We start from the raw sequence: 12,915 nt of genomic DNA, 5'->3' as shown, positions 1-12,915 counted from the left end.
TTGAAACTAGTGTTTTCAGGAGTTCCAATGTCGACTACACGACCTAACCTGCACGCGCGCGTAACAACGTCGCGGGCACATTCGCGTGATTGGAGAATTCAGATGCGAGTCCAAGCTTCTCTCCCCATTGTCGCCACATTTTCGCTCGGGCTTGCCACATTTGCGCTCGGGCTCAGCGCGAGCTCGCCGGCGCGCGCCTTCGGCACGCACCATCCATTCTGCCTCACCGGCGATGAATGGCCGGGGCTGAGCAATTGCAGGTTCGATACCTATGCGCAGTGTCAGGCGAGCGCATCGGGCCGCGCGCTGACCTGCATCGCCAATCCGTTCTTCGCAGGCCAGAGCGATGATCCCTACGCGTATCAAAATCGTCCGCGCGCGCAGACGCCGGGCTATGCCTTGCCGCGCTGAAATACGCGGCGCGTGGACCACGCTCGTCGCAATCGGCTTGCTCCTTACGAGCACTCTTGCGCACGCGCAGACCTATGATCCGCGCTATCCGGTCTGCATGCAGATCTACGGCCCCGTCGGCTATTTCGACTGTCGCTACGGTTCGCTCGAGCAGTGCAGATATCTCGCCGTCGGACGTTCGGCGAGCTGCGTCGTGAATCCCTATTTCCCGGCAAGCAAACCGACGTCCCCTCGCCGATCGAGCCGCGCCGCCGCTGGCGCCGGATAATCCCAGCGATCGTATGGCCTGGCGTCTCTCAGCTTTGCCAGGACGTGTTGCGGATGCGCGTACACGCATTTGGCTTGCGGAACGTCGGATCGTGATCTTCGATGTAGTCGAAATTGACCGTTCCGAACGTCGTCTGCGGCTTCTTCAGGGCCGAGCAGGTCTGCACCTTCAGGAACTCGTTCTTGAAGTCACCGCGCGGAAACGCAGTGATCACCTCTTCGCGTTGATCCGGTGTGTAGTCGTCAAATCCAACGCCGACGACGTCCACCAGAACGCCAGCGTTGGTGAGAGCAATTTCCGGCCTCATATATTGCGGAATGCCGGGAGTGGTGTGCAGCGCGATCGCTTCCCACACCAGATCGGCCTGCGGCTCGGCAATGCCGCGCGCTCGAAGAAAGTCGCGTGCCGCGTCTGCGCCATCGACCTCAAACCGCTTGGTCTCGGTGTGGTAATGATCGACCAGGCCGAGGTCGTGGAACAGCGCCGCGACATAGAGCAGCTCGGAATCGAATTTGAGCTTTTGTCGCAGTCCTTTGATCGCGCCGAATACGTAGACGCGAACCGAATGGTTGAACAACATCTCGTCTTCGTACTGGCGCACCAGTTCAGCGGCTTCGCGCGCCAGCTTGCTGTCGGGAATTTTCACGCCGGAAATCACGCTCGTCATTTTCAGGCTCTGCTTTGCATTTCGGCTGACGCCGTTCGGCCTGTCAGGCTGTTTTCTCCACGGCCGCCTGCGGCGAATTCCGGAAGCTGATCGACATTCGATTGTATGCATTCATCAGGCTGATTGCGATCGTGAGATCGACCAGCTCGCGCTCGCTGAAGACCGTGCGGGCGGCTTGATACGCCTCATCCGGAACGTTGGTCTGAGCGACGCAGGTCACCGTCTCGGCCCATGCGAGAGCCGCGCGCTCGCGTTCGTCGAAGAGATTGCCAGCCTCGGCCCACGCCTGCACCAGCGCGAGCTTTTCGATCTTTACGCCGCTCTTGAGCAGGTCGCAGGTGTGCATGTCCAGGCCGGAGACGGCGATGTCGCCATTCGCTATGCGACCAGCCGAGCACGGCCAACAGACGGAATGGTCGATGATCTCTTCATCGATACGTTCTGGCCGGTTTGCAGTCCGCATTTGCTTGCAGCGGAGCGCCTGAAGAGACCAATCGATCCTGCAAATCACGTTCTGATTCACTCCTATTGGTCGCCCGCCGATCGTGAGCCACCGACATGGCAGAGATGGCTTGCTGCGGCTCAGCGCAGGTGGCGCGAGGTGCCCCAATTCAAGGACATGCAGCATTTGAGCTTCCGGGAGGAACTGTACGCCATCGAGGCGGTGATCGCCGGACACGGTGTCGGGATTTCAGTGATGTGCCCGTGGCACACGAGCTCGCAGCTGGCACGCTCGTGAAGGCGTTCAAGTTGAGCTTGCCTGGCTACGGCTTCCATGTGGTCAGTAAGCCAAGCCATCCGCGAGCACGACCATCCGGGCTTTTTCGCAGTGGTTGCGGTCAAGCCCTTGATCCGCTTCTCAGTACCCTCGAAGGGTCCTCTTCCTGATCAAGCGTTGCAATCCGAACCGCAGCGTCTCCGCTTGCCTTTCGAAAGCAGACGCGCTGGCCTCGATGTCTTGGTGCCCTACACCGGCGTATAGATCACGAGCTTCAGCGCGGGATCGTCGTTGGCCTGAAAACTCGTGTGCTCGAACCGGAGCACGCCCTTGGTCGGATGGTTCATGGTCTTCAGGCCCGAGGCGGTGCTGCGGATCTCGTGCGCCTCCCACCAATTGACGAATTCCGGACTGCCCTGACGCAGCCGCGTGAGCAGCTCGGTGAAGGCGGGATCGCCCGCCCAGACGTCGTGAGTGGCGCGAAACATCGCGACCATGCTCTTGGCCACGTCGGTCCAGCTCGCGCCGTAGAATTTTCGCGTCTGCTTGTTCGTCAACACCAGGAGCAACGTATTGCGATCCTGCTCCGGCAGCTGGCCGAAGCCAAAGATCTCCTCGGCCGCCGCGTTCCAGGCCAGCACGTCCCAGCGCCGCCCAGTGACATAGGCGGGCTGCGTCAAGCTGTCGATCATCCGCCGGATCGGCGGCGGCACGATCTCGGGCACGAAGGCCGCCCTCGCGCCGTCGCGCGCCAGCGCCTTCAGATGCGCATGCTCGGTCTTGCTGAGACGCAGCGCGCGGGCGAGCGCATCGACGGTGGTGATCGAGGGGCTGACGGTGCGACCCTGTTCGAGGCGGATGTACCAGTCGACACCGATGCCGGCAAGCTGCGCGACCTCCTCACGCCGCAGCCCCGCCGTGCGCCGCCGGCGGCCCGCCGGAAGACCTACTGCCTTCGGTGACAGCTTTTCGCGGCGTGACCTGAGGAAGTCGCCGAATTCGACGCGGCGTGGGTCGGCCATGATGTCGTTCCCGCGATGGAGGGTCGTTGCAATACTAGGATAATACCAGGCCTTCTTGTCCCCTCCAAGGCAGCGCATATGCGCTTCACCCGACCTTGAGAGGTGAACATCGTGAAAGCTGCCGTACTCAAATCCTTCGGCTCGCCACTGGTGATCGAGAATGCCCCCGAACCGGTGCTCGGCACCGGCGAGGTCATCGTCGATGTCGTTGCCACGCGCGTGCTGTCCTACATGAACGAGGTCTTCGACGGGACACGCAATTATGCGCTCGACCTGCCGGTTATCCCCGGTCCCGGCGGCATCGGCCGGGTGCGCGCGATCGGCCCGGACGCAACCAGGCTTGCGATCGGCGACTGGGTGTTCTGCGATCCGACGGTGCGTTCGCGCGACGATGCCGTTGCGCCCGACATTGCCCTGCAAGGGCTCACGGCCGCCGGCCCTGGCGGCATGCGCCTGCAAAAGCATTTTCGCCACGGCTCGTTTGCCGAGCAGATGCGGGTCCCGACCGAGAACGTCACACGTCTCGGCGCGATCACACCGGAGGCAGCGGCGCAATGGTGCGCCCTTGGGACACTGCTCGTGCCCTATGGCGGCTTCCTTGCCGCGAACCTGCGACCAGGCGAAACTGTGCTGGTGAGCGGGGCCACCGGCAATTTCGGCAGCGCGGCCGTCTCGGTCGCGCTGGCAATGGGCGCGGTCTGCGTGATCGCGCCCGGCCGCAACGAAACAATCCTGGCCGACCTCGTCCGCCGCTTCGGCAGCCGCGTGAAGCCGGTCAAGCTCACTGGCGTTGAGGACGACGACCGCGAGAGCATGAAGCACGCGGCATCAGGTCCGATCGACTGCGTGCTCGACATCATGCCGCCCTCGGTCAGCACCAATGTGGTGCGCGCGGCGGTCATGACGGTGCGCCCGTATGGCCGCGTCGTGCTGATGGGCGGCGTCGGGATGGCGGGCGGTGCAGGGCTCGAGCTGCCCTACCCCTGGATCATGCGCAACTGCATCAGCATCCACGGCGTCTGGATGTACCCGCCGGACGCAGCAACCCGCCTGATCGCGCTGGTGCGTGCCGGGCTGCTCAGGCTCGACGAATACGAGGTGACGGCGTTCGATCTCGACCACGCCAACGGGGCCGTGGAACACGCCGCCGCCAATGGCAGGCCGTTCAAACTGACGGCGATCCGGCCTTGATACCCAGAGGGCGCGGGGGAGCGCCGTCGCCAATTTTTTTCGCAAGTCCGGCCAAGCACTTGGCTACTGTGCATGGGGTTGTTTTCGCATTTTAATCGAGCTCGACCACCTGGCCGTTCGACAGCGAGACGCGCCGGTCCATGCGCCCGGCGAGCTCCATGTTGTGAGTCGCGATCAGCATCGACACCTGCGTCGCCTTGACCAGCTGCATCAGGGCCTGGAACACGTGCTCGGCGGTGCCGGGGTCGAGATTGCCGGTCGGCTCGTCCGCAAACAGCACGCGCGGCGCGTTGGCAACCGCACGTGCGATCGCGACGCGCTGCTGCTCACCGCCCGACAATTCCGCCGGACGATGGGTGATGCGGTCGCCGAGGCCGAGATAGCCCAGGATCTCCTTGGCGCGCTTGACGCTCTCGGATTTCTTCAGGCCGCGGATCATCTGTGGCAGCATGACATTCTCAAGCGCCGAGAACTCCGGCAGCAGCCGGTGCGACTGGTAGACGAAGCCGATATCGGTGCGGCGCAACTGGGTGCGCTCGATGTCGGGCAGCTGCGAGGTCGGCGCGCCCGAGACATAGACCTCGCCGGAATCCGGTGCCTCGAGCAGCCCCGCAATGTGCAGCAGCGTCGACTTGCCGGACCCCGACGGCGCCACCAACGCGACTGACTGCCCGCGCCACAACGCCAGCTTGGCGCCGTCGAGGATCGTCAGCGGCATCTCGCCCTGCACGTACTGCCGCTTTATCTCGTGGAGATAAATGACTGGTACATCTTCCGCCCCCTGCTGCTCCATCAGCCCCTCACTCGTACCGGAGCGCTTCGACCGGATCGAGGCGCGCGGCGCGCCACGACGGGTACAGCGTCGCCAGGAACGACAGCGTCAGCGCCATGACGACGACCGCCGTGGTTTCGCCGACGTCGATCTCGGCGGGCAGCTTCGACAGGAAATAGAGTTCAGGCGAGAATAGCTCGGTGCTGGTGAGCCAGGACAGGAATTGCCTGATGGACTCGATGTTGAGGCAGATCACGAGACCGACGAAGAAACCGACCAGCGTGCCGACCACGCCGATCGAGGCGCCCGTGATCAGGAAGATCCGCATGATCGAGCCCTGCGAGGCACCCATGGTGCGCAGGATCGCGATGTCGCTGCCCTTGTCCTTCACCAGCATGATCAGGCCGGAGACGATGTTGAGAGCGGCAACCAGCACGATCATGGTCAGGATCAGGAACATCACGTTGCGCTCGACCTGGAGCGCGTTGAAGAAGGTCGAGTTGCGCTGGCGCCAGTCGACCAGGAACACCGGGCGGCCCGCAGCCTCCGTCACCGCCTTGCGGAAGGCGTCGATCTTGTCGGGGTTGGTGGTGAACACCTCGATCGAGGTGACGTCGTTGCTGCGGTTGAAATAGGCCTGCGCCTCGGCCAGCGGCATGAACACGAAGCCGAGATCGTATTCGGACATGCCGATCTCGAACACGGCGACGATCTTGTAAGGCTTGATGCGCGGCGTTGTGCCCATCGGGGTGACCGCGCCCTTCGGCGCCACCAGCGTCACGCTGTCGCCGGCATGCAGCGACAGCTGGTCGGCGAGCCGGCGGCCGATCGCGACGCCCTGCCCTTCGTCAAAGCCCTCGAGCGAGCCCTGCTTGATGTTCTTGGCAATCGAGGTGAGGTTGTTGAGGTCGTCGGAGCGGATGCCGCGCACCAGGACGCCCGAAGCGTTCCATGGCGATGACGCCAACGCCTGGCCATCCACCACGGGCGCAGCGAGCCGGATGCCCTCGACCTGGCTGAGGCGGTCGGCGACGTCCTTCCAGTCGGTCAGCGGCGATTCCAGCGGCTGGACCAGGATATGGCCGTTGAGCCCTAGGATCTTGTCGAGCAGCTCCTTGCGGAAGCCGTTCATGACGGCCATGACGATGATCAGCGTCGCCACGCCCAACATGATGCCGAGAAAGGAGAACCCGGCGATGACCGAGATGAATCCCTCCTTGCGGCGCGCTCGCAAATAGCGCCCCGACAGCATCCACTCGAATGGCGCAAAAGGCGCGGTCTGCACGGTTTCGGTCATGGTCTCGTCCATCGCTCGATAATCCCATGATTCGGGGTCAATTGTGGCCGGATTGGCGGCCGCGATATCGCGCGATGAACAATATTCAGCCGACCAGGCGGGCGACCGCGTCCGCAGGCGACATGGTCTCGCGTGCGCCGTCGGCTCGCCGCTTGATCTCGACCTTGCCGTCAGCAAGCCCCTTCGGTCCGATCATGATCTGCCAGGGGATGCCGATCAGGTCGGCGGCGGCGAATTTAGCGCCGGCGCGCTGGTCGGTATCGTCATAGAGGACATCCACGCCCTTGGCGGTGAGCTCCTCATAGAGCTTCTCGCAGGCCGCATCGACCGCGGCATCGCCTTGCTTGAGGTTGAGCACCACGGCGCGGAACGGGGCCACGGCTTCCGGCCATTTGATGCCGGCATCGTCATGACAGGCCTCGATGATGGCACCAAGCAGGCGTGAGACGCCGACACCGTAGGAGCCGCCATGGATCGGCACGTCGACACCGTCGGGGCCCGCCACCAGCGCCTTCATCGGCTCGGAATATTTGGTACCGAAGTAGAAGATCTGGCCGACCTCGATGCCACGGGTGTTCACTCGTTTGTCCGCAGGCACCTCCCGCTCGAACCGCGCGGAATCGTGAACGTCCTCGGTAGCAGCATACAGCGAGGTCCACTGCTTGATGATCGGCGTCAGATCGTCCTCATAATTGACGTCCTCGCCCGGCACCGGCAGGTCCAGCACGTCGCGATTGATGAAGACGCCGGATTCGCCGGTCTCCGCGAGCACTATGAACTCGTGGCTGAGATCGCCGCCGATCGGACCGGTCTCGGCGCGCATTGGGATCGCCTTCAGCCCCATCCGTGCGAAAGTCCGCAAATAGGCGACGAACATCTTGTTGTAGGCGACCCGCGCCGCCGCCTCGTTGAGGTCGAAGGAGTAAGCGTCCTTCATCAGGAATTCGCGGCCGCGCATCACACCGAACCGCGGACGCTGCTCGTCGCGGAATTTCCATTGAATATGATAGAGATTGAGCGGCAGGTTCTTGTACGACTTCACATAGGCGCGGAAGATCTCGGTGATCATTTCCTCGTTGGTCGGTCCGTACAGCAGCTCGCGCTTGTGGCGGTCGGCGATGCGCAGCATCTCCGGACCATAGGCATCGTAGCGGCCGCTCTCGCGCCAGAGGTCGGCGAGCTGGAGCGTCGGCATCAGCACCTCGATCGCGCCCGAGCGGTCCTGCTCCTCGCGCACGATCCGCTCGATCTTCTTGAGCACGCGGAAGCCAAGCGGCAGCCAGGCATAGATGCCGGCGGCCTCCTGCCGGATCATTCCGGCGCGCAGCATCAGCCGATGCGAGACGATCTCGGCCTCTTTCGGATTTTCCTTCAGAATGGGCAGAAAGAATCGCGACAACCGCATGGCAACACTCTAGGAATCAGTGACGGGTTGCAGTGAAACCGGATTGGGAGCGAAAACACAAGACCGCGAGTGAGGAAAAGCCGCTAACGCGGCGGAATTCCTGTCATTTTCCGTTGACTTCAGATTTGGCTTGAGGAGCAGCATGCCAGCAAAGCCGGCGAGCCTAGGGCGGCGCCACCTCGAGTTCATCCTCCAGCGTAATGCTCTCGAAGTCGCTCACCAGCGCATCGATCCGGATATGCCAGCGGCCAGCGAAGGGCAGTTCGACCTTGCGCACATGCCAATAGCCGTCCGGCCCGAGCGAGGTACCCCGTTCCATCGGCTCGATGCCGCGCTCGGGCAAGCTCAAGGTCAACGTCACCTCCTTGGCCGCGAGCGGCGTCCCCTCGCCGGTCATGAGCTGGACCACGAAGTCATCGACACCGGCCTTACCCGGCGAGACCAGGACTTGGAACATTGCCTTGTCGCTGTGGACGTGGATCGCGAGCGGCGCCTCGGGAAGCATGGTCCGCGGCGGCGGCGTGAAGCGCCACCCGGCGACGACCGCGAAGATGACGAGTGCGATCGCACATTCGAACAGGATCGAGCGCTTGAGGGCGGACGCGGCCTCGTGATCGCTTGCCAGCGCCGGGCTCAGGTGAAAGCGGTTGAGCGCGGCGAGTGCGAGCAACATGAGGACCAGCGCGAGCTTGATGGAAAGGACGAGGCCATAGCGGGTCTCGACCAACGCTGAAGGCCTTTCGAGCTGGACGATAGCGAGCCCAAGGCCGGTCAGGGCCAACGTGGCGACGACCGGCACGGCGATACGGGAGAAGCGGTTTACGACAGGCAAAGCCGTGGCCGCCGGCTTCGACACCAGCACAGCGAGCGGCGCCATTGCCCCGATCCAGAACGCGACGCCGAGACCGTGGAGGAAGACCGCCGGCCGCGTCAACATTTCGGGCGGTGCCGTTGCGGCGTGTCCGGTCATGGCCAGCGACAGGCCGACGCCGATGAACGCGATAAACGCAAGAGCGCGCGCGTACCAGGCGGCACGCAGCGCCATCAGGGCCAGCAGCATCGCAGCGACGGCGACCAGCAAGGCGGGGCCTGCGCTGGTCGCGAACGCGACCTTCCAAGGCGCGGCCGTCGCAAGAGCTGCCGGTGGCAGGCCGAGGAGATCGAGACCCAGCGCACCGGGGGACATCACCGCGCTCGGAAGGCCGACCGCGAGTGCCACGCGCGGCACGATCATGCTGGTCGTCGACCACGCGATCCAGCGCGCGAACAACACACCGCCGACACCAACAAACAGCCCGATGTAAAGACCAACCCGCGCCAGCCAGATGAGTATGCTCAACCCGCTATCCGTGTTCGCGAGAGGCTTCGTCCCCGTCGGCATGCCGATCGAGAAGATCACCGATCCGGCCACGGGATGGCCGTCCTGCGAAATCACGCGATAGCTGACGACCGCCGTACCCTGCGGCAGGTCCGGCGGCATCGCAACCGAAATGGCCTCCGCCGACGCGTCGATGCGCACATCGTCCCGCGTCCTGCCCGCGCCATCGATCAGCCGGATCGCGCCGGGCGTGACGGCCTCGTTGAAACGCAGCACCACAGCCTCCGGCGCGGCCATGAGCCTGCTGCCGCTCGCCGGCTCGGCCGAGATGAGTGCCGCATGCGCCGAGGCCCCGGTCGCAAAGCCGGTGACCAGGAGCAGCGTCGCGAGCGCGGCGAGCAGGCGCATCAGGGTTTCGGCAGCAGCTTCACACCCGGGGCGGGCGACTTGCCCTCGTGCGAATGCCCTGCCCCCTCAGCCGGGATCTCGATCCAACGGCTGACACCGGTCTCGCATTCCTGGACAACGGGGAAATACAACGTCGTGTTCGGCTTGAGCTCGTCGGTCAGAACCGTGTGCATGACGAACTCGTCATAGTTCTTGTCCGGAAGCTTGCCGCCGGCCCACGCCACCTCCTTGACGCCGGACGAGATCTTATTGCCGTGATAGTCATATTCGCTGGCATATTTGCCTTCGACGACATCGATGGTCCAGCCTGCCTTCGGCATTGGCTTGACCGCGATCACCCCTTCCGGGATCTGCACGCGGATCTTCACCGTGGGCGAGCCCGCACAACCATGGGGCACTGTGAAGACAGCCTTGTAAGACGCACCGACCGTGGCTTGCTTGGTCTCGAGCGACACGTGCGCCGCCGCCGGCGAGGCGGCGAACGCAGCAACCAGGATCAGGCGGAATCGCTTCGGCATGTTCAGCCTCCCGAGAGTTCGGATCCGTCTCATTTCATCTTCATTCCCGAGTGATCCGGCATTTTCTTCATGTCCATATGACCTGAATGCGCGGCCTCGCCCGGTGCCTGCGCGCCGACGCCCTGTACGTCGAGGGAGACTGCGACTTTGCCGGCCTTCTCGAACTGAAGCGTCACCGGCACCTTATCGCCCTGCTTGAACGCGCCCTTCAGCTCCTGGAGCATCAAATGATTGCCTCCGGGCGCAAGCCTCACGGTCTTGCCGGGATCAATAACGAGCCCCTTGTCCAGCGGACGCATTTTCATCACGCCATTATCCATCGCCATCTCGTGAATCTCGGTCTTCCCCGCGATGTCCGCGGAAGCGCTGACCAGCCTGTCCGCCGCCGCCCCCTTGTTCTCGATGGTGAGATAGCCGCCCGCGACCTTGGCGCCGCCCGGCGTCGCCCGGCTCCAGGCTTGCGAGATCACGAGATCGCCGGCCTTGACGTCGTCGGCCGATGCGACGGCGCAGCCGCCCAGCAGCAGCGCGATTGTGAGGAGAGTCTGCTTCACTTTCTTCATTTCGATAGCCTCATTGATGATTACTCTGGCAGAGACGTCCTTGGTCATTTGCTATTTGGCGCGTGCTATTTGGTGCGTCACCATCGATACCTCATTCCGGCGTATACCGCGCGCCCGGTACCCGGCTCGAACAAGGGTGACGTCGCCGTTGCCCGATCGATGATGCTCGCGCTAGCAATGTAGGTCTTGTTGGTGAGATTGCGTCCCTCGACATAGGCGGATAGCGGACCCCCATTGTCGAACCCGGCTTTCAATCCCAACAGCGCATAAGGTTCTGTCTTGAGCGTGTTCATGCTATCGACAAAATAGGCTTGTGGCACCCATTCGACATTGGGGCCGACATAGAGACCCGTCGGATGCTTGTAGAGGAGCTCTGCGCGCAGGTAATGACGGGGCGCACCCGGCAATTGATTGTCCCCAAAGACCGGGTCGCGGTCGAAACGGAAGTCGTTGAACGTGTAAGAGACGTTAAGCCAGACCTTGTCCGGCGCGGAGCCATTGACGAAGATGTCGCGAAAGATTGCTGCACCTGCCCCGGCCTCGATTCCCTGGTGAAGCGTCCGGTCGGCGTTGGTCACGTTGCAATTCCCGAACGCGCTATAAAGGCATTGCAGCTCGTCGCGAATATTGGCGCGATAGGCGGTGAGCTCCCAGGCATATTCCGGCCGCCTCATGCGCGTTCCGACTTCGTACGTGGTCGCGATCTGTGCGCGGATGCTGGTGAACGGGATCGTTGGAATGCCCGGACCAATCGAGCTCTCACCGAAGCTCGGCACCTCGGCACTTCGCGAGACATTTGCGAAAGCTTGCCATGTGGGATCGATTTGCCACAGGAGGCCTGCTTTCGGCGACCAGAGATTGAACCGCGTTGCTCCCGATTGATCTCCGTCGCTGAGGAAGCGGTCCTGCCGATTGCGAGTTGCGTACAGAAACTGGGTACCGCCGATCACTGCGACGCTCGGAAGGAAGTAGAAGCTGTCTTCGACGTAAACGGAGGTGTTCTCTGAGCGATCGATCGAGGAAGAAAGCAGCCTCCCCTTCTGACCGGCAAGATTGGCAAACTGCTGATTGTCGATGCTACCATTCAATACGTAGACACCCGCGACCAGTCTATTGCGAAAGCCGCCGATGGTGCGGTCATCCGTGAGCTTCGCGAAGCCTCCATAGTCCTTGTAGCGGTAGTCCAGCCACTGGAAAATCGGATGCATCAGATGGCGGTCGAGCCCGAAGGCGCCGAATTCAACCTTGGTGTCATCGAAGCGGACGGTCGTCTTGTTGGCCAACCTGACAGTATCGATATTGCGCTGCTGATCCATGGCAACGTTCGTCGGAGCGGCAGCCTCCGGATTGGTCAAGGCAGACGCCTTGGTCACGGTACCAGGGATCCGCTGCCGCACCTGGTTGGCATTGAGGTAAAATCGTGTCTCAACGTCCGGAGAGAATTGATAGCCGAAATTGCCGCTCAAGCGATTGCTCGAGCCGAAGCTATGATCGCGAAATCCATCAGCGGCCTGCGTGGAAGCGGTCACGAAACCGTCCCACGGCCCGTTCGCGCCACCTGCGTTCGCCTGAAGCCGCTTGAATCCGAAACCTCCGACGTCGAAAGACACGCCGTTCGGAAATGAATCGCGGCCCGACGGAGTTATAAAGTTGATGGCGCCCCCGAGGGAATTCGCGCCAAACTGGAGTGCATTCCCGCCCTTGTAGACTTCGATATCTTTGTAGGCAGTAGGGTCAATCTCCTGGAAATCGCCATAGCCATCGGCAGTGTTGATCGGGATGCCGTCCATGTAGAGTTGGACGCCGCGAAGGTGGAAGTTGCGCGACAGGCCCGACCCGCGAATCGAAAGCCGCGTGTCGTCGCCCCATTTAGGCTGGGCGAACACACCAGGCACGTAGTCCAGCACATCCTTGATCGTGTTGGCGGGCGTCGAATTCCTGTAAGTTTCCGCCGTTACGAGCGCTACGCCGCCCGGCGTCTGGTTGATTTCCGCAAGCGCTTGTTGTGCGGTCAGCACCGTCAGGGAGCCGGGGACCCTGGCGCCTTGCACGCTCGCGGTTTGCTGTGGCAGCCCAGCCGGTCGTGCGCTTCGCGCCACACGCGCTGATCGCACGGCGTCGCGGTGGGGCCGGACCCGGGCCGCGCGCTTTTGCTGTGGAGCTTCAACAATAACCGAGGGAAGTTCCGACCGACTTACCTGGGCATCCGAAGTGTGTGGAAAGGCCAAAATCGATACGGACGCGAGCAGAGTGCCGCGCGCACGCGCACTCCGCAAAGAACGAAGACAAGGCATGGGACATTTCCTGACACCGGCACGCAGCCAGTCCGTTGCAAAGCGAGATGCGGCACCAGCGAG

The 12,915-nt window shown here is 62.9% G+C and carries 13 protein-coding genes; 3 read left to right on the top strand and 10 right to left on the bottom strand.

Annotation, left to right across the window (positions count from 1 at the left end; genetic code table 11):
• Positions 1-102 precede the first annotated feature (102 nt).
• Together IVB01_RS13100 and IVB01_RS13095 are read left to right on the top strand one after the other, a co-directional pair.
• On the top strand, positions 103-411 hold the full coding sequence (locus IVB01_RS13100) for a DUF3551 domain-containing protein (protein WP_247275925.1): 309 nt from the start codon (positions 103-105) through the stop codon (positions 409-411).
• Entirely contained in the window at positions 395-679 is a 285-nt protein-coding gene (locus tag IVB01_RS13095; protein ID WP_247418412.1) for a DUF3551 domain-containing protein, read from the top strand. Before IVB01_RS13100 ends, IVB01_RS13095 begins: the two co-directional genes overlap by 17 nt.
• Positions 680-707: 28 nt before the next feature.
• Here IVB01_RS13095 and IVB01_RS13090 read toward each other — a convergent pair whose 3' ends face one another.
• The 3 genes from IVB01_RS13090 to IVB01_RS13080 form a co-directional block, all read right to left on the bottom strand.
• Positions 708-1,346: an HD domain-containing protein gene (locus IVB01_RS13090; RefSeq protein ID WP_247275923.1), complete on the bottom strand. Its 639-nt coding sequence runs from the start codon at positions 1,344-1,346 to the stop codon at positions 708-710.
• A 43-nt stretch (positions 1,347-1,389) separates the two neighbouring features.
• Complete coding sequence (locus tag IVB01_RS13085) at positions 1,390-1,869, bottom strand: carboxymuconolactone decarboxylase family protein (RefSeq protein WP_247275922.1); 480 nt, start codon at positions 1,867-1,869, stop codon at positions 1,390-1,392.
• 443 nt (positions 1,870-2,312) lie between these two features.
• Positions 2,313-3,086 (bottom strand): helix-turn-helix transcriptional regulator, encoded by a 774-nt coding sequence (locus IVB01_RS13080; RefSeq protein WP_247275921.1) that lies wholly within the window; start codon positions 3,084-3,086, stop codon positions 2,313-2,315.
• A 111-nt stretch (positions 3,087-3,197) separates the two neighbouring features.
• Between IVB01_RS13080 and IVB01_RS13075 the strand changes: the two genes are divergently transcribed.
• Positions 3,198-4,277 carry a zinc-binding alcohol dehydrogenase family protein gene (locus tag IVB01_RS13075; protein WP_247275920.1) on the top strand — a complete coding sequence of 360 codons (1,080 nt, stop codon included), beginning with the start codon at positions 3,198-3,200 and terminating at the stop codon, positions 4,275-4,277.
• 91 nt (positions 4,278-4,368) lie between these two features.
• Here the strand turns inward: IVB01_RS13075 and IVB01_RS13070 are convergent, their stop codons facing one another.
• From IVB01_RS13070 to IVB01_RS13040, 7 genes are all read right to left on the bottom strand, one after another.
• Positions 4,369-5,070, bottom strand: a complete 702-nt coding sequence (locus IVB01_RS13070) for an ABC transporter ATP-binding protein (RefSeq protein WP_247275919.1) — start codon at positions 5,068-5,070, stop codon at positions 4,369-4,371.
• 7 nt (positions 5,071-5,077) lie between these two features.
• The gene (locus IVB01_RS13065) at positions 5,078-6,358 is read right to left on the bottom strand and encodes a lipoprotein-releasing ABC transporter permease subunit (RefSeq protein ID WP_247275918.1); all 1,281 of its coding nucleotides are present in this window, start codon (positions 6,356-6,358) and stop codon (positions 5,078-5,080) included.
• 73 nt (positions 6,359-6,431) lie between these two features.
• A complete protein-coding gene (proS, locus tag IVB01_RS13060) occupies positions 6,432-7,751 on the bottom strand; it encodes a proline--tRNA ligase (RefSeq protein ID WP_247275917.1) in 1,320 nt (439 codons plus the stop codon).
• A 163-nt stretch (positions 7,752-7,914) separates the two neighbouring features.
• Complete coding sequence (locus IVB01_RS13055) at positions 7,915-9,477, bottom strand: CopD family protein (RefSeq protein WP_247275916.1); 1,563 nt, start codon at positions 9,475-9,477, stop codon at positions 7,915-7,917.
• Positions 9,477-9,995 (bottom strand): YcnI family protein, encoded by a 519-nt coding sequence (locus IVB01_RS13050; protein ID WP_247275915.1) that lies wholly within the window; start codon positions 9,993-9,995, stop codon positions 9,477-9,479. Before IVB01_RS13050 ends, IVB01_RS13055 begins: the two co-directional genes overlap by 1 nt.
• Positions 9,996-10,024: 29 nt before the next feature.
• Positions 10,025-10,558 carry a copper chaperone PCu(A)C gene (locus tag IVB01_RS13045; RefSeq protein ID WP_247275914.1) on the bottom strand — a complete coding sequence of 178 codons (534 nt, stop codon included), beginning with the start codon at positions 10,556-10,558 and terminating at the stop codon, positions 10,025-10,027.
• Positions 10,559-10,635: 77 nt separating this feature from the next.
• Entirely contained in the window at positions 10,636-12,852 is a 2,217-nt protein-coding gene (locus IVB01_RS13040; RefSeq protein ID WP_247275913.1) for a TonB-dependent receptor, read from the bottom strand.
• Positions 12,853-12,915 lie beyond the last annotated feature (63 nt).

Source organism: Bradyrhizobium sp. 164 (genome assembly GCF_023073715.1).
Taxonomy (GTDB): Bacteria; Pseudomonadota; Alphaproteobacteria; order Rhizobiales; family Xanthobacteraceae; genus Bradyrhizobium.
This window is presented reverse-complemented; position numbering and strand designations above follow the sequence as displayed.

Excerpts from the sequence above, each read along its gene's own strand:
- IVB01_RS13100 (WP_247275925.1), top strand. The coding sequence starts at position 103 with ATGCGAGTCCAAGCTTCTCTCCCCATTGTCGCCACATTTTCGCTCGGG.
- IVB01_RS13095 (WP_247418412.1), top strand. The coding sequence starts at position 395 with ATGCCTTGCCGCGCTGAAATACGCGGCGCGTGGACCACGCTCGTCGCA.
- IVB01_RS13090 (WP_247275923.1), bottom strand. The coding sequence starts at position 1,346 with ATGACGAGCGTGATTTCCGGCGTGAAAATTCCCGACAGCAAGCTGGCG.
- IVB01_RS13080 (WP_247275921.1), bottom strand. The coding sequence starts at position 3,086 with ATGGCCGACCCACGCCGCGTCGAATTCGGCGACTTCCTCAGGTCACGC.
- IVB01_RS13070 (WP_247275919.1), bottom strand. The coding sequence starts at position 5,070 with ATGGAGCAGCAGGGGGCGGAAGATGTACCAGTCATTTATCTCCACGAG.
- IVB01_RS13065 (WP_247275918.1), bottom strand. The coding sequence starts at position 6,358 with ATGGACGAGACCATGACCGAAACCGTGCAGACCGCGCCTTTTGCGCCA.
- proS (WP_247275917.1), bottom strand. The coding sequence starts at position 7,751 with ATGCGGTTGTCGCGATTCTTTCTGCCCATTCTGAAGGAAAATCCGAAA.
- IVB01_RS13055 (WP_247275916.1), bottom strand. The coding sequence starts at position 9,477 with ATGCGCCTGCTCGCCGCGCTCGCGACGCTGCTCCTGGTCACCGGCTTT.
- IVB01_RS13050 (WP_247275915.1), bottom strand. The coding sequence starts at position 9,995 with ATGCCGAAGCGATTCCGCCTGATCCTGGTTGCTGCGTTCGCCGCCTCG.
- IVB01_RS13045 (WP_247275914.1), bottom strand. The coding sequence starts at position 10,558 with ATGAAGAAAGTGAAGCAGACTCTCCTCACAATCGCGCTGCTGCTGGGC.
- IVB01_RS13040 (WP_247275913.1), bottom strand. The coding sequence starts at position 12,852 with ATGCCTTGTCTTCGTTCTTTGCGGAGTGCGCGTGCGCGCGGCACTCTG.